The sequence below is a fragment of the Streptomyces sp. NPDC001292 genome (assembly GCF_042896465.1).
Taxonomy (GTDB): domain Bacteria; phylum Actinomycetota; class Actinomycetes; order Streptomycetales; family Streptomycetaceae; genus Streptomyces.
In genome coordinates this window covers 73287-98567 of record NZ_JBIAXG010000033.1, presented here as the reverse complement: position 1 = coordinate 98567, position 25281 = coordinate 73287, and the positions used below count along the sequence as shown (strand labels likewise).

The following is a 25281-nucleotide window of genomic DNA, read 5'->3' as shown; positions in this document are numbered from 1 at the left end:
GTTCACGCCACATAGTTCACGCCAGAACGAAAGAGGCAGACTGGCGGCATGCGCATACCCGTCCTTCCCAGACCCCGCAGCCTGGCGGGCCAGCTGTTCGCCATGCAGGCCGTGCTGCTGGCGCTCGTCGTGGCCGGGTACGCGCTCTTCAGCTACGTCAGCGACCGGGGCCAGGCCGAGGAGGCGGCCCGCCGTCAGACCACGGCGGTGGCCCGCTCCATCGCCGACGCCCCCTCCGTGCTGACGGCCATCCACACCTCCGACCCCTCGTCGGAGCTCCAGCCGTACGCGCTGAGGGTCCAGCAGGACACCGGGGTCGACTTCGTCACGATCATGACTCCGGGAGGCATCCGCTGGACGCACCCGGACCCGGACCAGATCGGGCGGCCCTTCCTCGGCAACATCTCCCGCGCCCAGCGCGGCGAGTCCTTCACCGAGACCTACACCGGCACCCTCGGCCCGTCCGTCCGCGCGGTCACGCCCGTCGAGGAGCACGGCCGCGTGGTCGGTCTCGTCAGCGCCGGCATCAAGGTGGAGGCCATCAGCGAGCGGGTCCGGGAACAGGTCATCGCCCTGTTCTCGGTCGCGGCCGGGATCCTCGCGCTCGGCGCGATCGCCACGTACGTCATCAACGCGCGTCTGCGCCGCCACACCCACGGCATGAACGCGGCGGAGCTCAGCCGGATGCACGACTACCACCAGGCCGCCCTGCACGCCGTGCGCGAAGGCCTGCTGATGCTGGACGCGCAGCACCGGGTGGCGCTCATCAACGACGGCGGGCGGGAACTGCTGGGCGTGGGACCCCAGGAGGACGTGCTGGGCCGGTCGGTGGCGGACCTCGGCCTGCCGGCACCGCTCACGGGCGCGCTGCTGGCGTCCGAACCACGGGTGGACGAGGTGCACCTGACCGACTCGCGCGTGCTGGTGGTCAACACCTCACCGGTGTCGGGCGGGCAGCGCCGGGGCACGGTGGTGACCCTGCGGGACGTCACCGAACTCCAGTCGATGATGGGGGAACTGGACTCGGAGCGCGGCCTCAGCCAGGCGCTGCGCTCCCAGGCGCACGAGGCGGCCAACCGGCTGCACACGGTGGTGTCGCTGATCGAGCTGGGGCGGGCGGAGCAGGCCGTGGAGTTCGCGACGGCGGAGCTGGAACTGGCCCAGGCGCTGACCGATCAGGTGGTCACGGCGGTGAGAGAGCCGGTGCTGGCCGCGCTGCTGCTCGGCAAGGCGGCCCAGGCAAACGAGCGCGGCGTGGAGCTGGTGGTGTCCTCGGACAGCGGCCTGGACGACGGTCTGCTGCCGCGGAGCCTGCCGCCCCGGGACCTGGTGACGATCCTCGGCAACCTCGTCGACAACGCGGTGGACGCGGCGCAGGGCGGCGTGCCGGCGCGGGTGACGGTCACGGCGCGCGCGGAGGACGGCGAGCTGGTGCTGCGGGTCGCGGACACCGGGCCGGGCGTGGACCCGGCCCACACGGACCTGGTGTTCCAGCACGGCTTCTCCACCAAGCCGACGGGCCCCGGCGGGCGGGGACTGGGCCTGGCGCTGGTACGGCAGGCGGTGCGGCGGCACGAGGGGACGCTGACAGTGACGGAGGCCGAAGGAGGCGGCGCGGTGTTCGAGGCGCGGTTGCCCTTGACGTGCGGGACGGAGAACCACGGGGCCGGCAAGACCGTGTCCGGGGCCCGGGGCGGCGGCCTGCCCGGAGGCGTGGCATGACGGACGGCAGGAGCGGGACGCGGCCCATCCGCGTCCTGGTGGTGGAGGACGACCCGGTCGCGGCGGACGCGCACGTGATGTACGTGGGCCGGGTGCCGGGATTCGTCGCGGTCGGCAAGGCGCACACGGGCGCCGAGGCCCGGCGGGCGCTGGAGCGCACCCCGGTGGACCTGCTGCTGCTGGACCTCCACCTGCCGGACGTGCACGGCCTGAAGCTGGCCCGGTCGCTGCGGGCGGGCGGCCATCACGCGGACGTGATCGCGGTGACCTCGGCACGGGACCTCGCGGTGGTGCGGGAAGGGGTCTCGCTGGGGGTGGTCCAGTACGTCCTGAAACCGTTCACCTTCGCCACACTCCGGGACCGGCTCGTGCGGTACGCCGAGTTCCGCGCGGCGGTCGGGGAGGTGGGCGGCCAGGAGGAGGTGGACCGCGCGCTGGCGACCCTGCGCGCCCCGAGCCCGGCCGCCCTTCCCAAGGGCCTGAGCGCGCCGACGCTCCAGCGGGTGACGGACGCGCTGCGCGCGGCGGAGGAAGGGCTCACTGCGGCGGGGGTCGCCGGGTCGGTCGGCATCTCCCGGATCACCGCCCGGCGCTATCTGGAGCACCTGGTGGACGCGGGCCGAGCCGAACGCAGCCCGCTGTACGGGCAGGTGGGCAGGCCGGAACTGGTGTACCGGTGGGTGCGGGAGAGCGGCGGGGACCGGTAGGAGGTGGCCGCACCCCTGTGGAGAGCTTGGCGCCGGGGCGGCACGGCCGACGGGCGGGGCCACAGGGAACCACAGGGCGGAACCGCACGTCCGCGGGTGGCCCCGTAGGTGCTCGGGACCCGGTGGGGGCGCCGGGGAACCCGTCCGGCGCGGGAGACGCGACCGCGCCGGACGGGTTCGCTGCCGCAGGCCTCCGCGCGGGCCTCTTCGGAAACCGGCCCCGCCCACCAGCCTCCTAGAACACCGACTCCGTCTCGTCCATGCGGTCCTTGGGGACGGTCTTCAGCTCGGTCACCGCCTGGGCCAGCGGAACCATCACGATGTCGGTGCCGCGCAGCGCGGTCATGCGGCCGAACTCACCGCGGTGGGCGGCCTCGACCGCGTGCCAGCCGAAGCGGGTGGCGAGGACGCGGTCGTAGGCGGTCGGGACGCCGCCGCGCTGGACGTGGCCGAGGATGACCGGCTTGGCCTCCTTGCCGAGCCGGCTCTCCAGCTCGTACGCCAGGGCCGTGCCGATGCCCTGGAAGCGCTCGTGGCCGAATTTGTCGATCTCGCCCTTGCCGTAGTCCATGCTGCCCGCGGCCGGGTGGGCGCCCTCGGCGACGCAGATCACCGCGAACTTCTTGCCGCGGGCGAAACGCTCCTCGACCATCTTCACCAGGTCGGCCGGGTCGAAGGGCCGCTCGGGCAGGCAGATGCCGTGGGCGCCGGCCGCCATGCCGGACTCCAGCGCGATCCAGCCCGCGTGCCGCCCCATGACCTCGACGACCATCACGCGCTGGTGCGACTCGGCCGTGGTCTTCAGCCGGTCCATGGCCTCGGTGGCCACGCCGACGGCGGTGTCGAAGCCGAAGGTGCGGTCGGTGGAGGAGATGTCGTTGTCGATCGTCTTCGGCACGCCCACCACCGGCAGCCCGGCGTCCGACAGCATGCGCGCCGCGGTCAGCGTGCCCTCGCCGCCGATCGGGATCAGCGCGTCGATGCCGAACCGGTGGATCATGTCCGAGGCGTTCTCGCAGGCCTCGCGGAGCCGGTCCCGCTCCAGGCGGGAGGAGCCGAGGATGGTGCCGCCGAGGGCGAGGATGCCGCCCACCGCGTTGAGGTCCAGCGCGCGGTAGCGGCCGTCGAGCAGGCCCGCGTAGCCGTCCTCGAAGCCGATGACCTCGTCGCCGTACGTCGTGACCGCCCGGTGCACGACCGACCGGATCACCGCGTTCAGGCCCGGGCAGTCGCCGCCCGCCGTGAGAACTCCGATACGCATCCTGCTGTGTCTCCTGCTCGCTGTTGACACCGGTGATCCCGTCCGATTGTTTCATGTCCGGGGGCGGCCATGGCCTGACGGGCGCCATATCTACCGGCAGGGGTATTGTCAAGAGGATTCCGCTCACCCCGGTGGGCGTTTTTTGCAGGACGCCATCCCCGGCCGACGAGTGATCCCCGAGGAAACGGAGAGCCCGCGTGACCCGCAGCGTGTACGTGACCGGCATCGACCGCGGTGACGGCCGACAGGTCGTCGAGCTGGGGGTCATGGAGCTGCTGACCCGGCAGGTGGACCGGGTGGGGGTTTTCCGCCCCCTCGTCCACGACGGCCCCGACCGTCTCTTCGAACTGCTGCGCGCCCGCTACCGGCTCCCCCAGGACCCGGCGACCGTCTACGGCATGGACTACCACGAGGCGTCCGCCCTCCAGGCCGAGCAGGGCACGGACGAACTGGTGTCGGCCCTCGTCGACCGCTTCCACCTGGTCGCCCGGGACTACGACGTGGTCCTCGTCCTCGGCACCGACTACGCCGACACCCAGCTCCCGGACGAGCTGTCCCTCAACGCCCGGCTCGCCAACGAGTTCGGGGCCTCCGTCCTGCCGGTCGTGGGCGGCCGCAGGCAGAGCGCCGAGTCGGTGCTCGCCGAGACCCGCAACGCCTACCGCGCCTACGACGGCCTGGGCTGCGACGTACTGGCCATGGTCACCAACCGGGTGGCCCGCGAGGACCGCGACGAGATCGCCGAGCGGCTGGCCGGCCGGCTGCCGGTGCCCTGCTGGGTGGTGCCCGACGAACCGGCCCTGTCCGCGCCGACGGTCGCACAGATCACCCAGGCCCTGGACGGCAGGGTCCTGCTGGGCGACGACTCCGGCCTGGCCCGCGACGCCCTCGACTTCGTCTTCGGCGGCGCCATGCTGCCCAACCTCCTCAAGGCGCTGACCCCCGGCTGCCTGGTGGTCACCCCCGGCGACCGCGCCGACCTGGTCATCGGCTCACTCGCCGCACACAGCGCAGGCACCCCGCCGATAGCCGGCGTGCTGCTCACCCTGAACGAGGCGCCGCGGCAGGAGATCCTCACCCTGGCCGGCCGGCTCGCCCCGGGCACCCCGGTCGTCTCGGTGTCCGGCAACAGCTTCCCCACCGCCGAGCGGCTGTTCTCCCTGGAGGGCAAGCTCAACGCGGCCACCCCGCGCAAGGCGGAGACCGCGCTCGGCCTGTTCGAGCGGTACGTCGACACCGCCGACCTCAGCAAGCGCGTCTCCGCGCCCAGCAGCGACCGGATCACCCCGATGATGTTCGAGCACCAGCTGCTCGAACAGGCCCGCAGAGACAGGCGCCGGGTCGTGCTGCCGGAGGGCACCGAGGAGCGCGTGCTGCACGCGGCGGAGGTGCTGCTGCGCCGGGGCGTGTGCGACCTGACGCTGCTCGGCCCGGTGGAGGGGATCCGCAAGAAGGCCGCCGACCTCGGCATCGACCTCGTGGACGCGCAGCTGATCGACCCGGCCACCTCCGGCCTGCGGGACGCCTTCGCCGAGCAGTACGCGCTGCTGCGTGCCCACAAGGGCGTCACGGTCGAGCTGGCGTACGACGTCGTCTCGGACGTGAACTACTTCGGCACGCTCATGGTGCAGGAGGGGCTGGCCGACGGCATGGTGTCGGGCTCGGTGCACTCCACGGCCGCGACCATCCGGCCCGCGTTCGAGATCATCAAGACCCGCCGGGACGCCAAGATCGTCTCGTCGGTGTTCTTCATGTGCCTGGCCGACAAGGTCCTCGTCTACGGCGACTGCGCGGTCAACCCCGTACCGGACGCCGAGCAACTGGCGGACATCGCCATCCAGTCGGCGGCCACCGCCGCCCGGTTCGGGGTGGAACCGCGGATCGCCATGCTGTCGTACTCCACCGGCACCTCCGGCTCGGGCGCCGACGTGGACAAGGTGCGCGAGGCGACCGAACTGGTGCGGCTGCGCCGCCCGGATCTGATGATCGAGGGGCCGATCCAGTACGACGCGGCCGTGGAACCGTCGGTGGCCGCCACCAAGCTGCCCGGCTCGGAGGTGGCGGGGCAGGCCACCGTGCTGATCTTCCCGGACCTGAACACGGGCAACAACACCTACAAGGCCGTGCAGCGTTCGGCCGGCGCGATCGCGGTCGGCCCGGTCCTCCAGGGCCTGCGCAAGCCGATCAACGACCTCTCCCGCGGCGCCCTCGTGCAGGACATCGTCACCACCGTGGCCATCACGGCGATCCAGGCCCAGTCGTCCGGCAACTGACCCCTCGTCGGCCGCGTTCGAGCCAGGGCCGCTCCAGGCCCCGGCCGAAGACCTCCACAGCCCCCGACCAGAAAGCGCCAGCGCTCGTGACCGCGACCCGCGTCCTCGTCCTCAACTCCGGCTCCTCGTCGGTGAAGTACCAGCTGCTCGACATGCGCGACGCGACCCGGCTCGCCGTCGGCCTGGTGGAGCGCATCGGCGAGCAGACCTCCCGGCTCGAGCACACCTGCCTGGCCACGGGGGGCACCCGCGAGCAGAACGGGCCGATCGCCGACCACGACGCCGCGCTGAAGGCGGTCGCGGAGGCACTGGCCAGGGACGGGCTCGGCCTGGACTCCCCCGAACTGGCCGCGATCGGGCACCGGGTGGTGCACGGCGGCATGTTCTTCACCGAGCCCACCGTCATCGACGACGCCGTGCTCACCGAGATCGAGCGGCTGATCCCGGTGGCTCCGCTGCACAACCCGGCCAACCTCACCGGCATCCGCACGGCCATGGCGCTGCGCCCCGACCTGCCGCAGGTCGCCGTCTTCGACACGGCGTTCCACACGACCATGCCGGAGTCCGCGGCGCGCTACGCGATCGACACGAAGATCGCGGACCGGTACCGGGTGCGGCGCTACGGCTTCCACGGCACCTCGCACGCCTACGTCTCCCGGGCGACCGCCGAGCTGCTGGGCAGGGCCCCCGAGGACGTCAACGTCATCGTGCTGCACCTGGGCAACGGCGCGTCGGCCTCGGCGGTCCGGGGCGGCCGGTGCGTGGACACCTCCATGGGGCTCACCCCGCTGGAGGGGCTGGTGATGGGAACACGTTCCGGTGACCTCGACCCGGCCGTCATCTTCCATTTGCAGCGAGTCGGCGGAATGTCCATGGACGAGGTCGACACTCTCCTCAACAAGAGGAGCGGTTTGTTCGGCCTGTGCGGCGACAACGACATGCGGGAGATTCGGCGCCGGATGGAGGAGGGCGACGATGAGGCACGGCTCGCGTTCGAGATCTACATCCACCGGCTGAAGAAGTACGTGGGTGCCTATTACGCGGTACTCGGCACGGTGGACGCGGTCGCCTTCACGGCCGGGGTCGGCGAGAACGCGGCCTTTGTGCGCGAGGCCGCCCTCGCGGGCCTGGAAGGGCTGGGCCTGGCGGTGGAGGGCGAACGGAACGCCGTACGCGGCGACGGGCCGCGGCTGATCTCGCCCGAGGGTGCGCGGATCGCCGTGGCCGTGGTTCCCACGGACGAGGAAATGGAGATCGCCACCCAGACTTACGCACTGGTCGTAAAGGACGCCTGAGCACGTCCACGGAATTCCGGTCGCACTCGACTGAGCGCGAAGGCGCCCATTTGCATCTTCCACCAGACGGAATATTCCGGAGCGAAACAAACCGATAGGATCGCCCCATGCGCCGTTCGAAAATCGTCTGTACTCTCGGCCCAGCGGTCGACTCCCACGAGATGCTCGTCGCCATGATCGAGGCGGGCATGAACGTAGCCCGTTTCAACTTCAGCCACGGAACGCACGCCGAGCACCAGGCACGGTACGACCGTGTCCGCGCCGCGGCCAAGGAGACCGGACGGGCCATCGCCGTCCTCGCCGACCTCCAGGGCCCGAAGATCCGGCTGGAGACCTTCGCCGAGGGTCCGGTGGAGCTCCAGCGGGGTGACGAGTTCACCATCACCACCGAGGACGTCCCGGGCGACAAGCACATCTGCGGTACGACGTACAAGGGGCTGCCGGCCGACGTCTCGCGCGGCGACCAGGTCCTCATCAACGACGGCAACGTCGAACTGAAGGTCCTGGACGTCGAGGGCCCGCGGGTGAAGACGATCGTCATCGAGGGCGGCGTCATCTCCGACCACAAGGGCATCAACCTGCCCGGCGCCGCGGTGAACGTGCCCGCGCTGTCCGAGAAGGACGTCGAGGACCTGCGCTTCGCCCTGCGCATGGGCTGCGACATGGTCGCCCTGTCCTTCGTCCGGGACGCCAAGGACATCTCCGACGTCCACCGGGTCATGGACGAGGAGGGCCGCCGCGTCCCCGTCATCGCCAAGGTGGAGAAGCCGCAGGCGGTGGAGAACATGCAGGACGTCGTGATGGCGTTCGACGGTGTGATGGTCGCCCGCGGCGACCTGGCCGTCGAGTACCCGCTCGAGAAGGTCCCCATGGTGCAGAAGCGCCTGATCGAGCTGTGCCGGCGCAACGCCAAGCCGGTGATCGTGGCGACCCAGATGATGGAGTCGATGATCACCAACTCCCGTCCGACCCGCGCCGAGGCCTCCGACGTGGCCAACGCGATCCTGGACGGGGCCGACGCGGTCATGCTGTCGGCCGAGTCGAGCGTGGGCGCCTACCCGATCGAGACCGTCAAGACGATGTCCAAGATCGTCAAGGCGGCGGAGGAGGAGCTGCTCTCCAAGGGCCTGCAGCCGCTGGTGCCGGGCAAGAAGCCGCGTACGCAGGGTGGTTCGGTGGCCCGCGCCGCCTGCGAGATCGCCGACTTCCTGGGCGCCAAGGGCCTGGTGGCCTTCACCCAGTCCGGCGACACCGCGCGCCGGCTGTCCCGGTACCGCGCCTGCCAGCCGATCCTGGCTTTCACCACCGACGAGTCCACCCGCAACCAGCTGGCGCTCAGCTGGGGCGTGGAGCCGCACGTTGTGCCGTTCGTCAACAGCACCGACGAGATGGTCGAGCTGGTCGACCAGGAGCTGGTCAAGCTCAACCGCTTCGCCCCCGGCGACACGGTCATCATCACCGCCGGCTCGCCCCCCGGCGTGCCCGGCACCACCAACATGGTCCGCGTCCACCACCTGGGCGGCGGATCCCGCGACTGAGACCGACCGCGCGCACGGTCGATCGGCACAGACCGAGGGCGCCCCCCACGGACAGGGGGCGCCCTCAGCGGTGTCGCGGCTCCCGGACGGGCCTCCGGCCGGTCAGTCGGTGGTGTACAGGTGCATTCCGGGGACGTGCAGGTTGCCGCCGAACTGGGCCGCCTGGACCACTTTGACCTTGGTGAAGTAGATCAGCGGAATGTTCAGCGGCGGAGGGCTGTCCGGGCTGAAGCAGACGGGGGTCAACCCGAACAGGTTGCCGCAGATGCTCTCGGTGTACATCACCGTGTCGCCGCCGCGGATCGTGGACGTCGAGCCCTTGCGGGCCTGCACGTGATAGGTCTTGCCGACCTGCTTGTCCGTCACCGTCTGGTGCAGGTCGCCGATGTCGGTGCCATCCGAAATGACGTACTTCAGCACCTTCTTGACGTTTCCACTGGCCGTGCGCACCTCCACGATGCCCTGGTAGTCGGCACCCTTCAGCAGCAGCGAACTGGCGTTCAGGTACCACGGGTCGTCGGCCAGGAGCACCTCGTTGTCCACGCCGCCCACGGCGTCGGTGGCGACCGGGCAGCTCTCCGGGTCCGTCGTGGAACTCGCCGACGGGCTCGGCGAGGCCGTCGCCGCGCCGGCCGCCTCGCCGGCCGCGTCCTTGGCGCCCTCGACGGCCTTCCCGGCCTCCTCGACCGTCCTGGACACCGTGCCGGTCGCGTCCTTCACCGTGTCCTTGACCGTGTCGGTGGCCTTCTGGGCGGTGTCCTCGACCGTGTCGGAGGCGCCGCCGCCGGCGTTCCCGGTCCCGCCCGCCGAAGGCGTGGCGGAGGCGGTCGGTGTGGGCTCAAAGTCCGCTGAGGCCCCGGAGCCGGAGCCCTGCTCACCGCCGGTGAGGACGCCGCCGAGCGCGTCACCGATGGTCCCCAGCAGGCCGCCGCCGCTCGTGGACGCCGACGGGGAAGCCGTGGCGGTGCCTCCGGCATCCGAACCGCCCGGCTTGCTCTGCGAGGCGGTGGAGTCGGGCTCGGGCGCGGCCTCGTCGCCGGAGGACGGATCCGGCGAGGAGGACGTGGCCGAGGGGGCCGGCCGCGCGGTGGCGTCCCCGCCGTCCTCGGCGGTGTCTCCAGCGCTCGCGGAGGCGGACGGCGTCGGCGGGGCCGAGGCCTTGTCCAGGGAGCCGTCCAGTGCCGCGACGCAGTCCTTGTACTCGTCGGCCGTCAGGCTCTTGGCGGACGGCGTCGGCGCGTTGTTGTCGGCGATGGCGTGCGTCGATGTGAAGCCCATCCCCATGAGGACCGCCGTCGGCATCGCCGCCATGGCTATCGCCTTGCCGGCCGGCATGTGGAATCTGGTGAACAGCGGCTTCTTGGGTGCCGCGTGGCGCGGCCCGGTTCTCACACGGGACTCCTCCACTCCCGTCCCGTGAGTCACCTCGTCAGCCGGCACTTTGCCTCCCGTTCGCCCCGTTGGCCGGGCTCGTTCCTGACAGGTCGTTCTCCCCCAGTGCCCCAACGGCCCGGGAGGGACCCTCATTGCTCATCGGGTCCACCGCCGGGCCGGCCGGCACCGGGTCGTCCGCCACCGGGCCGGGCACGGCCGCGGGAGCACCGCCCCGTACGGGGCCGGCCCGCTCGGCGTCCTCCGGAGCGGGCGGCACTCCCTCCGCCCACGCCACGGCCATCGCGCCGCCGATGAGCGCGAACAGGAAGCCCATGACGAAGCCACCGAAGTTGGACACGGGGATGGACACCAGCGCCAGCAGGATCGCCGCGACACCCGCGAACACCCGGATGTGCTTCTGGAACCAGAGACTGATGCCCAGGACGACGAGCAGCACGCCGATGATCAGGGACCCGGCTCCCGCGGTGGTGGCCATCGCCAGCGTCAGATGACCTAGCTGGAGGTGGGCGTACGGGAAGTACATGATCGGAAAACCGCCGAGCAGGACGAACAGACCGGCCCAGAACGGACGTGTGCCCCGCCAGGCGCGGAACTGCAGCCTCCGGCGGGTGAACTGGCCGGCTACGGCAGGAGTCTCGGCGCTCATGGAAAACAGCTCCCTGGTGCGGCGTTGCTGTGATGAGGGTGATGCTTGGTCTGTGGGGGGTGTGTGAAGAACGGATGGAAGATGGAACGGGCGGGGGCGCCGTCGGCTCCCCCGCCCGTCACCGAGCGCCTAGTAGCACTCCTTGGTACCCGTCGCCAGCGACATGCTGAGTCCGCTGAGCTTGAAGGTTCCGGCGGTCGTCGCCCACGCCGTCTGCTTCACGCCGGTCAGCACGGCCGAGTCGGCCTGCTGAGCGAACCCGAAGGGATTGGTCTGCTTGTTCGCGACCTCGCCCGGCTTGATGCCGGGACCCTTGTTGGCGTCCTTGGCCGCAACACCGATGTCGATGTTTTTGAACGTGGCGTCGGCCTGAAGGTCTGCGACGTCGATGTAGAGGTTCTCGGCCTGGACCGGCGACTTGCCGCCGCCCGCCTTCAGCAGCAGGCTCACGTTGCCGAAGGGCGTCGGGGTGACGACCGACTGGCACAGGTTGTTGATCGTGGCCCTCTTGAACGCCGAGACCGCGACCGGGTGGTGCTCGTCCTTGCTGCCGTCGAGGCTCTTCCCCGAGTCGATCGCGCCGTACTGGGCGAACCCCTTGCCCTCCAGCCTGTCGGCCGTCACCTTGAACGACTGGCCCGACACGCTGAACGACGCGGCGAGAGCACCCTGCGCCAGGGCCACGCCTATCGCCGCCGTCGCGGCCACGCTGGGCACCATGACCACAGCGAACCGCTTCCATCTGGTCCCGCCACGCACTTGGGACTCCATATTTCCTCCTTCTCGGACGTACATCTCCTGGCCCGGCTCACCACCGGCCGGCGGTCAGGCCGGGCAGGGATGGGAGAAGTGCTACGTCCTCGGGAAGGAGAGCGCCCGCGCTCAGTGGCGCCAACCGCGCCCGAATCACCGGCGATCACCCCCGAGCGACAACCACTGGTCGCGCCTGACACGCATCACGCACAACCCTGCTGGACAGGCTTCGCCAGCCGGCGAAGACCCCCCTGCCCCAAGGGACGGCGTCACTGCCGCCGGCCCTGCTCGGTGGGGACCCAGACACCCCGTGCCCCGACCGGCTGCCGGGGGTACGGGGATGGACCGAGCGTCGCCGATCGTGGTGCATTCTCGCCGCCCGCACAAGGGGGTTCGTTACTCGCTAGTAACGGCCGGATAACCGGGACACGACTCACCGGCCCCGAACGACGACACTCGGTGGTAACAAAGGGCAGAACAAAACGGTTGATCCCCGGACCGAACCGGGCGGAACCACACCCTCGATTTACTGCCAGTAACAGCGGCCGCGATTACCAAGTTTTGGTAAAGCGCGGCCGCACTGACGGCTCCTCGCCCAATCTTTCACTCGGGCATCACATGCCGTGACGTTTAACGACTGGTCAGCACAAGAGCGTTGGCCCGGATCAGAACAGCGCCCGCGCCAACGCCCGGCGCGCCCCCGCCACTCGGGGGTCCTCGGCACCGATGACCTCGAAGAGTTCCAGCAGCCTCAGCCGCGCCGTGTCCCGGTCCTCACCGGCGGTGCGCCGCACGGTGTCGATGAGCCGGCCGAAGGCGTCCTCCACGTGACCGCCGACCAGATCCAGATCGGCGGCGGCGATCTGCGCCTGCACGTCGGCGGGCTTCTCGGCCGCCTCCTTGCGTACCCGCTGCGGGTCCAGGTCCTGCACCCGCTGGAGCAACTCGGCCTGCGCCAGGCCAAGTTTGGCCTCCGGGTTGCCCGGATCGTCGGCGAGCACGTTCTTGTACGCCTGGACCGCGCCGCCCAGGTCGCCGGCGTCGAGCGCCTGCGAGGCCGCGTTCAGCAGCGATTCGTACGGGCCGACAGGGGCCTGCCGAGCCGTCTGCCCACCCGCCTCGGCGTCCGGGTCGACGGTCAGACCGGTCAGCCCGAACCGCTCCTCGGCGACCTGCACCAACTGGTCCAGCGTCTGCCGGATCTGCGCCTCGCCCGCCGCCCCCTGGAACAGGGGCAGGGCCTGGCCCGCGACCACCGCGAAGACCGCGGGGATCCCCTGGACTCCGAACTGCTGCATCAGCAACTGGTTGGCGTCGACGTCGATCTTGGCGAGGAGGAAGCGCCCGTTGTACTCGACGGCCAGTCGCTCCAGGACCGGGCTCAGCTGCTTGCAGGGCTGACACCACTCGGCCCAGAAGTCGATGACGACCGGCACCTCGGCCGACCGCTGGAGGACATCGCGCTCGAAAGTGGCCTCGTCGACGTCGATCACGAGATCGGCCGGGGAGACCGCCCCCGCGCCACCCTCCCTGGCCGCTTGGGCGCGCGCCTGCTCCGCCTTCGCCTTGGCCTCCTGGGCCGCCTTCACCGCGGCGAGGTCGACGACTCCGCTCATGGACATGTTCCGTGGCTGCATGCGTCTATCCTCCCCCGTTCTGGCCGCCTGAGTGAAAACCGCCGGGAAAGCCGTACTGCGCCGGGCGCCCGGTCCCCACCTGGCACCCTGTGGTCATCGCTCGGACGCTGGCTCGCGCCCGCCTTTCGCTACGACCCGTAGCGTAATGGCACCGGACGCCCGCGCGGAAGCACATCGCGGTGATCTCTCTCACGACCGGACAGGAACCACTCGTTTTCGGGCCGGTTATGGTCGGGGAATGCAGAGCCGCACCCCCGCCGCCCGCGCCGGCCGGCCGCGCAGCGCCGCCGCGGACGCGGCGATCCTGGCCGCCACCCGGGCGGCGCTGGTGGAGCTGGGCTGGTCCCGGCTCACCCTGGGGGACGTGGCCACCCGGGCCGGGGTCGCCAAGACGACGCTGTACCGCCGCTGGGCGGGCAAGAACGAACTCGTGGTCGACGCCGTCGCCGAACTCTTCGACGAGCTCCGCCTCCCCGACCGCGGCAGCCTCGCCGCCGACATCGAGGGCGTGGTCCTGCAGTTCGCGGCGATCCTGGCCCGGCCCGAGGCCAGGAGCGGCCTGATGGCCGTGGTCGCCGAGTCGACGCGTGACGAGGCCCTGCGCGAACGCATCCGCACCTCGATCGTGGACCGCCAGAAGCGGCTGGTCCTGGAGGGTCGCGCCCGCGCCCAGACCCGCGGCGAACTCCCCCCGGAACCGGACCCGGAGGAAGCCGCCCGCACGGTCGGCCTGATCTTCGACGTCGTCGCGGGCGCGGTGGTGCACCGTACCCTGGTCAGCGCCGAACCGGCGGACGAGGAATGGGTGCGCGGCTTCACCCGGCTCCTTCTGACCGGGCTGGCGGCGAACAGCTGACAGGGCCGCCGGGACGGAAGAATCCGCCCCGGCCCCCCGCTCCGGACCGTCAGAACCCCGCGGGCTCCGTGTACACCCCCCACTCGTCCCGCAGCACCCCGCAGATCTCACCCAGCGTCGCCTCGGCGCGCACGGCGTCGAGCATCGGCTCGATCATGTTGGCGCCGGACCGCGCGGCCGCCAGCATCGCGTCCAGCGCGGAGCGCACGACGCTCTCGTCCCGCCCGGCCTTCCGCTCGCCGAGCACCCGCACCTGCTCCCGCTCCACCTCGTGGCTGACCCGCAGGATCTCCAGGTCCCCGGTGACCGAGCCGGTGTGGACGTTGACGCCGACGACCCTCTTGTCGCCCTTCTCCAGCGCCCGCTGGTACCGGAACGCCGACTCCGCGATCTCGCCGGTGAACCACCCGTCCTCGATGCCCCGCAGGATCCCGGACGTGATCGGCCCGATGGGGTGCTGCCCGTCGGGGTGCGCCCGCAGTCCCCGCTCCTTGATCTGCTCGAAGATCTTCTCGGCGTCCGCCTCGATCCGGTCCGTCAGCTGCTCGATGTACCACGAACCGCCCAGCGGATCGGCCACGTTGGCGACCCCGGTCTCCTCCATCAGCACCTGCTGCGTGCGCAGCGCGATCTCCGCGGCCTGCTCGCTCGGCAGCGCGAGCGTCTCGTCGAGCGCGTTGGTGTGCAGCGAGTTGGTGCCGCCGAGCACCGCCGCGAGCGCCTCCACGGCCGTACGCACGACGTTGTTGTACGGCTGCTGGGCGGTCAGCGAGACCCCGGCGGTCTGCGTGTGGAAGCGCAGCCACTGCGCCTTGTCGGTCTTCGCCCCGTAGACGTCCCGCATCCACCGGGCCCAGATGCGGCGCGCCGCGCGGAACTTGGCGATCTCCTCGAAGAAGTCGACGTGCGCGTCGAAGAAGAAGGACAGGCCGGGCGCGAAGACGTCGACGTCGAGACCGCGGCTGAGCCCGAGCTCGACGTATCCGAAGCCGTCCGCCAGCGTGTACGCCAGCTCCTGCGCGGCCGTCGCCCCCGCCTCGCGGATGTGGTAGCCGGAGACGGACAGCGGCTTGTACGCGGGGATCTTGGCGGCGCAGTGCTCCATCAGGTCGCCGATGAGGCGCAGATGCGGCTCGGGCTGGAAGAGCCACTCCTTCTGCGCGATGTACTCCTTGAAGATGTCCGTCTGGAGCGTGCCGTTGAGGACGGAGGCGTCCACGCCCTGCCGCTCCGCGGCGACCAGGTACATGCAGAAGACGGGGACGGCCGGCCCGCTGATCGTCATCGACGTGGTGACGTCACCGAGCGGGATGTCCTTGAACAGCACCTCCATGTCGGCCGCCGAGTCGATGGCCACGCCGCAGTGGCCGACCTCGCCCAGCGAACGCGGGTCGTCGGAGTCGCGGCCCATGAGCGTCGGCATGTCGAAGGCGACCGAGAGCCCGCCTCCGCCGTTGCCGAGGATCATCTTGTAGCGCTCGTTGGTCTGCTCGGCGTTGCCGAACCCGGCGAACTGCCGGATCGTCCACGTACGCCCCCGGTAGCCGGTCGGGTACAGGCCGCGGGTGAAGGGGTACTCCCCCGGCCAGCCGATCCGCTCGAATCCCTCGTACATGTCTCCCGGCCGGGGACCGTACACCGGCTCCACGGGGTCGCCGGAGAGTGTCGTGAAGTCCGCCTCGCGCTTGCGTGCGGCGTCGTACCGGGCCTGCCAGCGGCGGCGGCCCTCCTCGATGGCGTCAGCGTCCATACCCCCGAATTTACTAGGACGTCCAAGTAAATGTCGACGGCTGACCGCCGTACGTGTGCCGTACGGCGGTGGCGCGTGCCTACGCCTTGGCGACCGCGGGGGCCTCGTCCTGCGCGGCGAGCCGGGACTCCAGCTCGCGGCTGATCCTGCGCTCGACGAAGAAGGCGGCGGTCGGGATGGTCCCCGCAAGGAGCACCCACAGCTGCTTGCCGACCGGCCACTTGGCCTTGGAGCCCAGGTCGAAGGCGAACACCAGGTACACGACGTACAGCCAGCCGTGCGCGATGCCGACGATGCGCGTGAAGTCCGCCGCGCCGTTCACGTCGAGCACGTACTTGGCGATCACGCCGAGAGTCAGCAGGACCAGCAGCACACCGGTGACGTAGGCCATGACGCGGTAGCGGGTCAGCACGCTTCGTTTCATGGGGACGAGCGTAACCACCCGTTCCGGGAGATCTTGCCCCGGGTGGCCCTGCCGCGGCGGTCCGTGCCCCGGCTCCTCAGCCCTCGTGGAAGCCGTGCACGTCAGTCCTCGTGGAAGTCGTGCGCGGCGATCCGCAGCGGCCGCAGCATCGCGAAGATCTCGCCGCACTCCTCGGCGTCGTAGGCCCCGAGGCCGAACTCCATGGCCATCAGGTCGCGGGTGGCGGCCTCGACCACCTCGCGGCCCTTGTCGGTGATGACGGCGAGCGTGCCGCGCCCGTCCTTCGGATTGGGCCGCCTGGCGACCAGACCGGATTTGACCAGGCGGTCCACGGTGTTCGTCACGGACGTGGGGTGCACCATCAGACGCTCGCCGATCTTGGACATCGGCAGTTCGCCGGCCTTGGAGAAGGTGAGCAGCACCAGGGCCTCGTAGCGCGCGAAGGTCAGCCCGTACGGCTTGACCACCGCGTCGACCTCGGCCAGCAGGATCTGGTGGGCGCGCATGATCGAGGTGATCGCGGCCATGGACGGCACGCTTCCCCAGCGCCGCTTCCAGAGCTCGTCGGCACGGGCGATGGGGTCGAAAGGAAGACTGAGGGGCTTCGGCACGTCACCAGACCCTACCGGTCGGTCATATCCGGCTCAGCCCCGTCTCAGCTTTCGGTCCGGCGGGCGGCCACCGCCAGTCCCACGCAGCACACCGTCCCCAGCACCCCGGCCCCCGCGACCGTCGCCGCCGCCCCGGCGAACTCCGCCGCGACCCCGGCCAGCGCCATGCCCACGCCCTGGATCGTCATGAGTCCGGCGGTCAGCAGGGTCATCGCCCGGCCGCGCAGTTCCTCGGGCACCGCCCGCACGAACCACTGGTCCAGGCCCAGCGTGTACGCCGACCCGGTGCCCGAGAGCAGCAGCAGGAGGAGGGAGACGGTGAGGTCCGGGTGCAGGGCGTAGCCGAGGTACGGCAGCAGCATGAGGCAGACCAGCGGGAGGGCTATCCGCTCGCGGACGGCGGGCCGCAGCCGGGAGCCGGCGTACAGCTCGCCCGCGATGGTGCCGACGGGCAGCGCGCACATCAACAGGCCGAGGCCGGTGGAGCCGGCGCCGAGCGCGGCGGCGTACGGCGCCGCCAGCGCCTCGGGTACGACGGCGAACATCGGCGGCAGCCAGAACAGCAGGAGCAGCACCCGGATCCGGCGGTCGGCGAGGACCTGCCGGGCGCCCCTGAGCGAGTCGCCCACCAGGGCGCCGGGCTGCCCGGCGCGCGGTGGGCGGCGCCGGGTGCCGAAGCGGAGCAGCACCGCGGAGGTCAGGAAGGTGCCGACGGTGATGAGCAGGGCGTGCCGCGGGCTGACCACGGTGAGCAGCAGGCCGCCGAGGCCGTAGCCGACGAGCAGCGCGCTCTGCGAGACGATCCGCAGCAGGGAGCGGCCGAGTACGAACAGGTCGCCGTCCCCGAGGATGTCGGTGAGGGTGGCCATGCGCGTTCCCTGGAACACGGGGGACACGACGGCGAGGGCGCAGCGCAGGACGAGCAGTACGCCGATGTGGGACGCCGGCGCCACCATGGGGGCCACGCAGGCCGCGCAGACCAGGTCGCAGACGACAAGCACGCGGCGGGCCGGGAAGCGGTCGGCGATCCCGGCGAGGAGGGTGCCGCCGACGACGTACGGCAGGAAGCCCAAAGCGAAGGTGAGGGCGCTCATCAGGGGCGAGCCGGTGAGGTCGTAGACCAGGACCGACAGGGCGATCTCGCTGACGATCACGCCGAGCAGGGAGAGGGCGTGGGCGGCGAAGACCGCGGGGAACTCGGGTACGGCGAAGACCCGGGCGTAGCCGGTCGCCGGTTCGGGTGCGGGGGTGCTCGCGGGCGGGGTCTCCGGCCGGTCCGGGGTCTGCGGGGTCGGGGTGGGCTCGGGGGCTTGCTGCATGGGCCGCAGCGTGCCGGTGGGAGGGTTGGGCGGCGTAGAGTTTCGGCCGCTGCCGAATCCTGCTTTCTTTCCTGCTTTCCCGGGGGGTGCCGTGCCGTTCCTTCTGCACTTCGGGGACGACGACCTCATGCGGTGCCGGTTCGCGGTGTCGCCGCTGTGGGAGACGCAGGAGGCGGTGCGGACGCTGCGGCGGCCGGACCGGCACGGGTACCACCCGCACTGGCTGCGTCGCATCCGGGAGGCCGCACGGGGGCTGGACCTCGCCCCGCTGTGGCTGCTGATGCCCCGGCGCGGGCACAGCCCCGACTTCCTCGGGCCGCCGCCGATCGGGCCGGCGGCCGTGTTCGAGGACGAGATCGCTCAGGTGCGGGCGGCGGACCCCCGGGCGGCGCGGGAGGATCTGGCGCGGGCGCTCGCCGATACGCCGGGTGCGCTGGAGTCGTCGCGGGGACGGGCGATGCTCGCCGATCCGGCGCGTGCGGTGCGGGAGCTGGCCGATCTGATGGAGGCCGCGTGGCATGCGCTGGTCGAGCCGGAGTGGCCGCGGCTGCGGGCGCTGCTGGAGGCCGATGTGGCCTTCCACTCGCGGCGGCTGGCCGAGGTGGGGCTGGGGGCGCTGCTGCCGGAGCTGGACCGGCGGCTGGCCTGGGACGGGCGGACGCTGACGGTCGACTGGCCGGGCGAGCACGGGCGCGACCTCGACGGACAGGGGCTGGTGCTGATGCCGAGCGTGTTCTCCTGGCCGGACGTGATCAGCGGCTTCGATCCGCCCTGGCAGCCCACGCTGGTGTACCCGGCGCGGGGGCTGGGGGGCCTGTGGGCGCGGCGGGGCGCGGAGGGCGGCGAGGCCCTGGTGCGGCTGCTGGGGCGGGGGCGGGCCGCGGTGCTGGCCGCGCTGACCGATCCGGCGACGACGACGGCTCTGGCCCACCGTCTGAGCCTGGCTCCGTCGTCGGTGTCGGCGCATCTGACGGTGCTGCGGGACGCGGGCCTGCTCACGTCCCGCCGGTACGGGCACCAGGTGCTGTACGAACGCACGCCGCTGGGGATGGCACTGGTCTCGGGCGGGTGAGGCCCGCGCGACCGGGGCGGCGCGGGCGGGACGGGAGTCCCGCGGCACGCCGCCGGGTGCCTACTCCGCTTGTTGGGCGAGGTGCCTTTCGACCCGCTCCACCTTGGCGGTGAGGCCGTCCGTCACGCCGGGACGGATGTCCGCCTTGAGGACCAGGGAGACGCGCGGAGCGCGTGCCTCCACCGCGGCGACGGCTCGCCTGACGACGTCCATGACCTCGTCCCACTCGCCCTCGACGGAGGTGAACATCGCGTCGGTGCGGTTGGGCAAACCGGACTCGCGGACGACCCGGACGGCGTCGGCGACGTACTCCCCCACGTCCTCGCCGACGCCCAGCGGGGTCACGGAAAAGGCGACGATCACGCGTTCACGACTCCTTCGCGGCGGGCACGGGAGGCGATCACCGCGTCCTCGGCCTCGCGCTTGAGCCTGCGCTCGGCGAAGAAGCCGCCGGTGGGCAGGACCGAGAGGACGAAGTAGAGGGCGGCGGTCCCCAGTGACCACTTGGCGCGGTTCCAGGCGTCGGCCCAGAAGATCACGTACAGGATGAACAGGACGCCGTGGATCGCGCCCATCACGGGCACCGCGTTGAAGTCGGTGGTCCGCTTCAGGACCGAGCAGACCAGCAGCAGGAGGAAGGAGACCGCCTCGGGGGCGGAGACCAGGCGGAGGCGGCGGAGGGCGGTGGCGGTCTTGATGTCCACGGGTCACCTTCGGTGGGAGACGGACAGCGGGCCGCTGGAGTGACGCGGACCGCTTGTGAATGCGAGCACAAACGCTCGTCCATTGTGGCAAACCCGCGGGACGGGTCCGGTCAGGGGGTGTACGCGACGCTCCCGTAAGGGTGTGAATCAGGGTCGTTGTCCACCCGTGGGCCCTGTCGGCCTCCCCCGTCCACCGCTACCTTCGCTCCGTGGCGATGTTCCGACTTCAAGACAGCAGGGTGCTCGCCGTCGACATGACCGGGGACGCCGTGAAGGCGAAGAACGGCTCGATGGTCGCGTACGACGGGCAGATGGCCTTCAAGAGGCTGACCGGTGGCGGCGAGGGACTGCGCGGCATGGTGACGCGGCGGCTCACCGGCGAGCAGATGACCGTGATGGAGGTGCGGGGGCACGGTACGTGCTGGTTCGCGGACCGGGCGGCCGAGATCAATCTGGTCCGGCTCCAGGGGGACAAGCTGTACGTGGAGTCGAGCAACCTGCTCGCGACGGACGCCGGGCTCCGTACGGGGACCACGTTCACGGGGCTGCGCGGCGCCTCGCAGGGCAACGGGCTGTTCACGACCACGGTCGAGGGGCACGGGCAGGCGGCGATCATGTCGGACGGGCCGGCGGTGGTGCTCAGGGTCAGCCCGCAGCACCCGCTGACCGTCGACCCCGGCGCCTACGTCGCGCACCAGGGGAACGTCCGGCAGTCCTTCCAGTCCGGGGTGACCTTCCGCACGTTCCTCGGGGAGGGCGGCGGGGAGGCCTTCCAGATCCGGTTCGAGGGGGACGGGCTGGTGTACGTCCAGCCGAGCGAGCGGAACACGATCGCGGGGGACCTGTGAGATGACCTTCCGGGAGATCAACTCGAAAATGGTCGAGGCGACGGTCGTGCCCGGCCGGCGCCTGTTCAGTCAGCGCGGCGCGATGCTCGCCTACCGGGGTGAGGTGGCGTTCACGCCCGACATCCAGGGTGGTCAGGGCGGTCTGATGTCGATGATCGGGCGCCGGGTGGCGGGTGAGGCGACGCCGCTGATGACCGTGGAGGGCAGCGGCACGGTGTTCTTCGGGCACGGCGGCCACCATGTGCACGTGATCGAGATGACGGGTGACACGTTGTACGTGGAGGCGGACCGCCTGCTCGCCTTCGAGGGCACGCTCCGGCAGGGCACGATGTTCATGGGCTCGCAGGGCGGGGTCATGGGCATGGTGCGGGGCCAGGTGACGGGCCAGGGACTGTTCACCACGACCCTCCAGGGACACGGCTCGGTGGCCGTCATGGCGCACGGCGGCGTCTTCCAGGTGCCGATCACCCCGCAGCGCCCCGTCCACGTCGACCCGCAGGCCTACGTCGCCCACCACGGCGACGTCCGCAACAAGCTGTCCACCGCGCTGGGCTGGCGCGAGATGGTGGGACGCGGCTCCGGCGAGGGCTTCCAGCTGGAGCTGAGCGGCAACGGCACGGTGTACGTCCAGGCGTCGGAGGAGAAGCTGTGAGCGCGTACGGAACGCCCGGTGCCGGGCCGGTGGTCCACGATCCGACGACCCTGCCGGCCGACGACAACGTGAACCCGTACACCTTCTGCGTGGAGCTCAAGGGGAGCCAGTGGTTCCTCCAGAAGGGGAAGATGATCGCCTACTACGGGGCGATCGAGTTCAACGGCATCGGGCACGGCCGGCTGGACCGTCTGGTCCGTACGGCCTTTCATTCGCCTCTGCACGCGAGCGACTGGGTGGTGGCCGAGGGCTCGGGCCGGATGCTGCTCGCCGACCGGGCCTTCGATGTCAACTCCTTCGACCTGGACGACGGCAATCTGACCATTCGCTCCGGCAATCTGCTCACTTTTCAGCCAAGTCTGGCGCTCAAGCAGTCCATCGTGCCCGGCTTTCTGACCCTCATCGGAACCGGAAAGTTCGTGGCCGCGTCCAACGGGCCGGTGGTGTTCATGGAGCCCCCGATCCGGGTGGACCCGCAGGCGCTGGTCGGCTGGGCCGACTGCCCGTCCCCGTGCCATCACTACGACCACGGGTACCTGACCGGCGTACTGGGCGGGCTGCGTTCGATGACGGGCCTCGGGCCGGTCTCCGGGGAGGAGCACCAGTTCGAGTTCGTGGGAGCCGGGACGGTCCTTCTGCAGTCGAGCGAGAGCCTGATGGCCGAACAGGCGGCGGGGGTGCTCCCGGAGGAGCCCGGGGTACCCGCAGGAGGAAGGGTGTCCGGAACCCGCGGACAGCAGGCCGGTCAATCGCGCCTTCCCGGACAGCTGGGAGATCTCCAGCGTCGCTTCGGTGTGTGAGCGGTAGTCTGCGGAGTGTGACATCGAACGCGTGCGCGCCACGTTCCACCACCCCTCACTAGTTAGCCTTTCAACTTCTTAGGTAGACTTCATTCATGGAGACCGAGACGGCCACGCGCTGGCTGACCGATGCGGAGCAGTGCGCCTGGCGCACCCACCTGGAGGTCAACAGGCTGTTGACGTACCAGCTCGAAAAGGACTTGCAGCCGTTCGGCCTGACGATGAACGACTACGAGATCCTGGTGAATCTCTCCGAGTCGGAGGACGTACGGATGCGCATGAGTGACCTCGCGTCCGCCACCCTCCAGTCCAAGAGCCGCCTCTCGCACCAGATCACCCGCATGGAGAACGCGAACCTGGTGCGCCGTGAGAACTGCGAGTCCGACCGCCGCGGCCTGTACGCGGTCCTCACCGAGCACGGCATGGAGACCATGCAGAAGGTCGCGCCGCACCATGTGGCGTCCGTGCGGAGGCACTTCATCGATCTGCTCGACCACGAGACGCTGGTGGAGCTGGACAAGGCCCTGAAGCCGATCGCCCAGCATCTGCGGGGTCAGCGGGGCAGCGCGTAGCCAGCCCGCACGACCACCCCGCACGCGGGGAAGGCGGAGCCCTCAGGGCTCCGCCTTCCGTGTCACCTGGTTCACCAGGGGCGGGTCAGGCCTCGGTCAGGCCCGCCACCAGTTCGTCGGCCGCCTGGTACGGGTCCAGCTCGCCGGCGACGATCCGCTCCGCGAGGGCGCTCAGACGGCGGTCGCCGTGCAGGTCGCCGATGCGTTCGCGCAGGGCCGTGACCGCGATGGTCTCCACCTCGCGGGCGGCGCGGGCGCGGCGGCGCTCCGCCAGGACGCCCCGCTCCTCCATCCAGGCCCGGTGCTTCTCCAGCGCCTCGACGACCTCGTCGACGCCCTCGGCGCGCGCGGCGACCGTCTTGACGATGGGCGGGCGCCAGTCGCCGGGGCCGCGGGCCTCGCCCAGGCCCAGCATGTGGTTCAGCTCGCGGGCGGTGGCGTCCGCGCCGTCCCGGTCGGCCTTGTTGACGACGTAGACGTCGCCGATCTCGAGGATGCCGGCCTTGGCCGCCTGGATGCCGTCGCCCATCCCCGGGGCCAGCAGGACGACGGACGTGTCGGCCTGGGAGGCGATCTCCACCTCCGACTGGCCGACGCCGACCGTCTCGACCAGGATCACGTCGCAGCCCGCCGCGTCCAGGACGCGGATCGCCTGCGGGGCGGCCCACGCGAGCCCGCCCAGATGACCGCGGGTGGCCATGGAGCGGATGTAGACGCCCGGGTCGGAGGCGTGCTCCGACATCCGCACCCGGTCGCCGAGCAGCGCGCCGCCGGAGAAGGGCGAGGACGGGTCGACGGCCAGGACGCCGACCCGCTTGCCCTGCTTGCGGTACGCCGTCACCAGCGCGGACGTGGACGTCGACTTGCCCACGCCCGGGGAGCCGGTCAGACCGACGACGTACGCGTTGCCGGTCAGGGGCGCGAGCGTGCGCATGACCTCCCGCAACTGCGGGGACGCCCCCTCCACCAAGGAGATCAGCCGGGCCACGGCCCTCGGCCGGCCTTCCCTGGCCTGGGCCACCAGAGAGGAGACGTCCTGCATCACAGCTCCGTTCACGTGATCCACGTACGCGGTCCGCGTACGAGAGGTCCTACGAATGAGGTCGGTCGAGCGTTACCCGGCTCAGGCCTTCGGCACCCGGACGATCAGCGCGTCGCCCTGACCGCCGCCGCCGCACAGCGCGGCCGCGCCGACGCCGCCGCCGCGCCGCTTCAGCTCCAGCGCCAGGTGCAGCACAAGACGGGCGCCGGACATCCCGATCGGGTGACCCAGGGCGATGGCGCCGCCGTTCACGTTCACCTTTTCCGTGGACACGCCGAGGTCCTTCATTGACTGCACGGCCACGGCGGCGAACGCCTCGTTGATCTCGACGAGGTCCAGGTCGGAGACCTCCAGACCCTCCTTCTTCAGGGCGTGCAGGATGGCGTTGGAGGGCTGGGACTGCAGGGAGTTGTCCGGGCCGGCGACGTTTCCGTGGGCGCCGATCTCGGCGATCCACTCCAGGCCCAGCTCCTCGGCCTTGGCCTTGCTCATCACGACCACGGCCGCGGCGCCGTCGGAGATCTGCGAGGAGGAGCCGGCGGTGATCGTGCCGTCCTTGGCGAAGGCCGGGCGCAGCTTGGCCAGGCCTTCGGCCGTGGTGTCGCCCCGGATGCCCTCGTCCTTGCTGAACAGGACCGGGTCGCCCTTGCGCTGCGGGAGCTCCACCGGGGTGATCTCGGCCTCGAAGACACCGTTCTTCTGCGCGGCGGCGGCCCGCTGGTGGGACAGGGCGGCGATCTCGTCCTGCTCGGCGCGCCCGATGCCCAGGCGGGTGTTGTGCTTCTCCGTCGAGGCGCCCATGGCGATGCCCTCGAAGGAGTCGGTCAGGCCGTCGTGGGCCATCGCGTCCAGCATCTCCACCGCGCCGTACTTGTAGCCCTCGCGGGACTTCGGCAGGAGGTGGGGGGCGTTGGTCATGGACTCCTGGCCGCCGGCCACGACCACGTCGAACTCACCCGCACGGATCAACTGGTCGGCGAGCGCGATGGCGTCCAGACCGGACAGGCACACCTTGTTGATGGTGAGCGCCGGGACGCTCATCGGGATGCCGGCCTTGACAGCGGCCTGGCGAGCGGGGATCTGCCCCGCCCCCGCCTGCAGCACCTGGCCCATGATCACGTACTGCACCTGGTCGCCCCCGATCCCCGCGCGGTCGAGGGCGGCCTTGATCGCGAAGCCGCCGAGGTCGGCTCCCGAGAAGGACTTCAGCGAGCCCAGCAGCCGTCCCATGGGCGTCCTCGCGCCCGCGACGATCACCGAGCCGGTCGTACCGGAAGTTCCAGAAGTCATGAGCTGCGATCCCCTTACCGGCCTGCACGGCCGAGGAGTGAACGAGGGTTTACTTCGAATGTACTGAGCGGTACTCCGCCCCGTCATCGGGCCGTCGGTGTGATCGCGCGCACG

24 protein-coding genes are annotated in these 25281 nt (G+C 71.0%); 11 read left to right on the top strand and 13 right to left on the bottom strand.

Features of this window, described 5'->3' with window-relative positions:
* Positions 1–48: 48 nt before the first annotated feature.
* The gene (locus ACFY4A_RS29525) at positions 49–1722 is read left to right on the top strand and encodes an ATP-binding protein (RefSeq protein ID WP_390832386.1); all 1674 of its coding nucleotides are present in this window, start codon (positions 49–51) and stop codon (positions 1720–1722) included.
* Entirely contained in the window at positions 1719–2429 is a 711-nt protein-coding gene (locus ACFY4A_RS29520) for a response regulator (protein WP_390832385.1), read from the top strand. Before ACFY4A_RS29525 ends, ACFY4A_RS29520 begins: the two co-directional genes overlap by 4 nt.
* A gap of 235 nt (positions 2430–2664) precedes the next feature.
* Here ACFY4A_RS29520 and ACFY4A_RS29515 read toward each other — a convergent pair whose 3' ends face one another.
* Positions 2665–3690 carry an ATP-dependent 6-phosphofructokinase gene (locus ACFY4A_RS29515; protein ID WP_390832384.1) on the bottom strand — a complete coding sequence of 342 codons (1026 nt, stop codon included), beginning with the start codon at positions 3688–3690 and terminating at the stop codon, positions 2665–2667.
* Between the two features lie 197 nt (positions 3691–3887).
* Here ACFY4A_RS29515 and pta point away from each other — a divergent pair, with 197 nt between their 5' ends.
* From pta to pyk, 3 genes are all read left to right on the top strand, one after another.
* Positions 3888–5963, top strand: coding sequence for a phosphate acetyltransferase (gene pta / locus ACFY4A_RS29510; RefSeq protein WP_390832383.1), 2076 nt, complete (start codon positions 3888–3890; stop codon positions 5961–5963).
* A gap of 86 nt (positions 5964–6049) precedes the next feature.
* The gene (locus tag ACFY4A_RS29505) at positions 6050–7258 is read left to right on the top strand and encodes an acetate kinase (RefSeq protein WP_390832382.1); all 1209 of its coding nucleotides are present in this window, start codon (positions 6050–6052) and stop codon (positions 7256–7258) included.
* Between the two features lie 107 nt (positions 7259–7365).
* Entirely contained in the window at positions 7366–8796 is a 1431-nt protein-coding gene (gene pyk, locus ACFY4A_RS29500; RefSeq protein WP_390832381.1) for a pyruvate kinase, read from the top strand.
* A gap of 102 nt (positions 8797–8898) precedes the next feature.
* On the opposite strand, the gene ACFY4A_RS29495 is transcribed toward pyk, so the two are convergent.
* The 4 genes from ACFY4A_RS29495 to ACFY4A_RS29480 all read right to left on the bottom strand — a co-directional run bounded on the left by ACFY4A_RS29495 (position 8899) and on the right by ACFY4A_RS29480 (position 13227).
* Positions 8899–10236 carry a hypothetical protein gene (locus ACFY4A_RS29495; protein ID WP_390832380.1) on the bottom strand — a complete coding sequence of 446 codons (1338 nt, stop codon included), beginning with the start codon at positions 10234–10236 and terminating at the stop codon, positions 8899–8901.
* Positions 10226–10837 (bottom strand): DUF6114 domain-containing protein, encoded by a 612-nt coding sequence (locus ACFY4A_RS29490; RefSeq protein ID WP_390832379.1) that lies wholly within the window; start codon positions 10835–10837, stop codon positions 10226–10228. The genes ACFY4A_RS29495 and ACFY4A_RS29490 overlap by 11 nt, the downstream gene beginning before the upstream one ends.
* A gap of 129 nt (positions 10838–10966) precedes the next feature.
* Positions 10967–11608, bottom strand: a complete 642-nt coding sequence (locus ACFY4A_RS29485) for a DUF6230 family protein (protein WP_390832378.1) — start codon at positions 11606–11608, stop codon at positions 10967–10969.
* A gap of 647 nt (positions 11609–12255) precedes the next feature.
* Positions 12256–13227, bottom strand: coding sequence for a tetratricopeptide repeat protein (locus ACFY4A_RS29480; RefSeq protein ID WP_390832377.1), 972 nt, complete (start codon positions 13225–13227; stop codon positions 12256–12258).
* A gap of 238 nt (positions 13228–13465) precedes the next feature.
* Between ACFY4A_RS29480 and ACFY4A_RS29475 the strand changes: the two genes are divergently transcribed.
* Positions 13466–14083, top strand: coding sequence for a TetR/AcrR family transcriptional regulator (locus tag ACFY4A_RS29475; protein ID WP_390832376.1), 618 nt, complete (start codon positions 13466–13468; stop codon positions 14081–14083).
* Between the two features lie 49 nt (positions 14084–14132).
* Here ACFY4A_RS29475 and ACFY4A_RS29470 read toward each other — a convergent pair whose 3' ends face one another.
* The 4 genes from ACFY4A_RS29470 to ACFY4A_RS29455 all read right to left on the bottom strand — a co-directional run bounded on the left by ACFY4A_RS29470 (position 14133) and on the right by ACFY4A_RS29455 (position 18187).
* Positions 14133–15833, bottom strand: a complete 1701-nt coding sequence (locus tag ACFY4A_RS29470; protein ID WP_390832375.1) for a methylmalonyl-CoA mutase — start codon at positions 15831–15833, stop codon at positions 14133–14135.
* Positions 15834–15912: 79 nt separating this feature from the next.
* On the bottom strand, positions 15913–16257 hold the full coding sequence (locus ACFY4A_RS29465; RefSeq protein ID WP_390832374.1) for a DUF3817 domain-containing protein: 345 nt from the start codon (positions 16255–16257) through the stop codon (positions 15913–15915).
* A gap of 101 nt (positions 16258–16358) precedes the next feature.
* Entirely contained in the window at positions 16359–16868 is a 510-nt protein-coding gene (locus ACFY4A_RS29460; protein ID WP_390832373.1) for a MarR family winged helix-turn-helix transcriptional regulator, read from the bottom strand.
* 44 nt (positions 16869–16912) lie between these two features.
* Positions 16913–18187: an MFS transporter gene (locus tag ACFY4A_RS29455; protein ID WP_390832372.1), complete on the bottom strand. Its 1275-nt coding sequence runs from the start codon at positions 18185–18187 to the stop codon at positions 16913–16915.
* 91 nt (positions 18188–18278) lie between these two features.
* Between ACFY4A_RS29455 and ACFY4A_RS29450 the strand changes: the two genes are divergently transcribed.
* Positions 18279–19259 (top strand): DUF5937 family protein, encoded by a 981-nt coding sequence (locus ACFY4A_RS29450; RefSeq protein ID WP_390832371.1) that lies wholly within the window; start codon positions 18279–18281, stop codon positions 19257–19259.
* A gap of 60 nt (positions 19260–19319) precedes the next feature.
* Here ACFY4A_RS29450 and ACFY4A_RS29445 read toward each other — a convergent pair whose 3' ends face one another.
* Positions 19320–19622 (bottom strand): MTH1187 family thiamine-binding protein, encoded by a 303-nt coding sequence (locus ACFY4A_RS29445; RefSeq protein ID WP_390832370.1) that lies wholly within the window; start codon positions 19620–19622, stop codon positions 19320–19322.
* Entirely contained in the window at positions 19619–19963 is a 345-nt protein-coding gene (locus tag ACFY4A_RS29440; RefSeq protein ID WP_141358273.1) for a DUF3817 domain-containing protein, read from the bottom strand. Before ACFY4A_RS29440 ends, ACFY4A_RS29445 begins: the two co-directional genes overlap by 4 nt.
* Positions 19964–20178: 215 nt before the next feature.
* Between ACFY4A_RS29440 and ACFY4A_RS29435 the strand changes: the two genes are divergently transcribed.
* The 4 genes from ACFY4A_RS29435 (at position 20179) to ACFY4A_RS29420 (ending at position 22835) form a co-directional block, all read left to right on the top strand.
* The gene (locus ACFY4A_RS29435) at positions 20179–20811 is read left to right on the top strand and encodes an AIM24 family protein (RefSeq protein ID WP_390832369.1); all 633 of its coding nucleotides are present in this window, start codon (positions 20179–20181) and stop codon (positions 20809–20811) included.
* 1 nt (position 20812) lies between these two features.
* Positions 20813–21463, top strand: coding sequence for an AIM24 family protein (locus ACFY4A_RS29430; RefSeq protein ID WP_390832368.1), 651 nt, complete (start codon positions 20813–20815; stop codon positions 21461–21463).
* Positions 21460–22263 (top strand): AIM24 family protein, encoded by an 804-nt coding sequence (locus ACFY4A_RS29425; protein WP_390832367.1) that lies wholly within the window; start codon positions 21460–21462, stop codon positions 22261–22263. Before ACFY4A_RS29430 ends, ACFY4A_RS29425 begins: the two co-directional genes overlap by 4 nt.
* A 95-nt stretch (positions 22264–22358) precedes the next feature.
* Positions 22359–22835 carry a MarR family winged helix-turn-helix transcriptional regulator gene (locus ACFY4A_RS29420; RefSeq protein WP_390832366.1) on the top strand — a complete coding sequence of 159 codons (477 nt, stop codon included), beginning with the start codon at positions 22359–22361 and terminating at the stop codon, positions 22833–22835.
* A gap of 85 nt (positions 22836–22920) precedes the next feature.
* Here the strand turns inward: ACFY4A_RS29420 and meaB are convergent, their stop codons facing one another.
* A complete protein-coding gene (gene meaB, locus ACFY4A_RS29415) occupies positions 22921–23877 on the bottom strand; it encodes a methylmalonyl Co-A mutase-associated GTPase MeaB (protein ID WP_390832365.1) in 957 nt (318 codons plus the stop codon).
* 81 nt (positions 23878–23958) lie between these two features.
* Complete coding sequence (locus ACFY4A_RS29410; protein ID WP_390832364.1) at positions 23959–25167, bottom strand: acetyl-CoA C-acetyltransferase; 1209 nt, start codon at positions 25165–25167, stop codon at positions 23959–23961.
* Between the last annotated feature and the right edge of the window lie 114 nt (positions 25168–25281).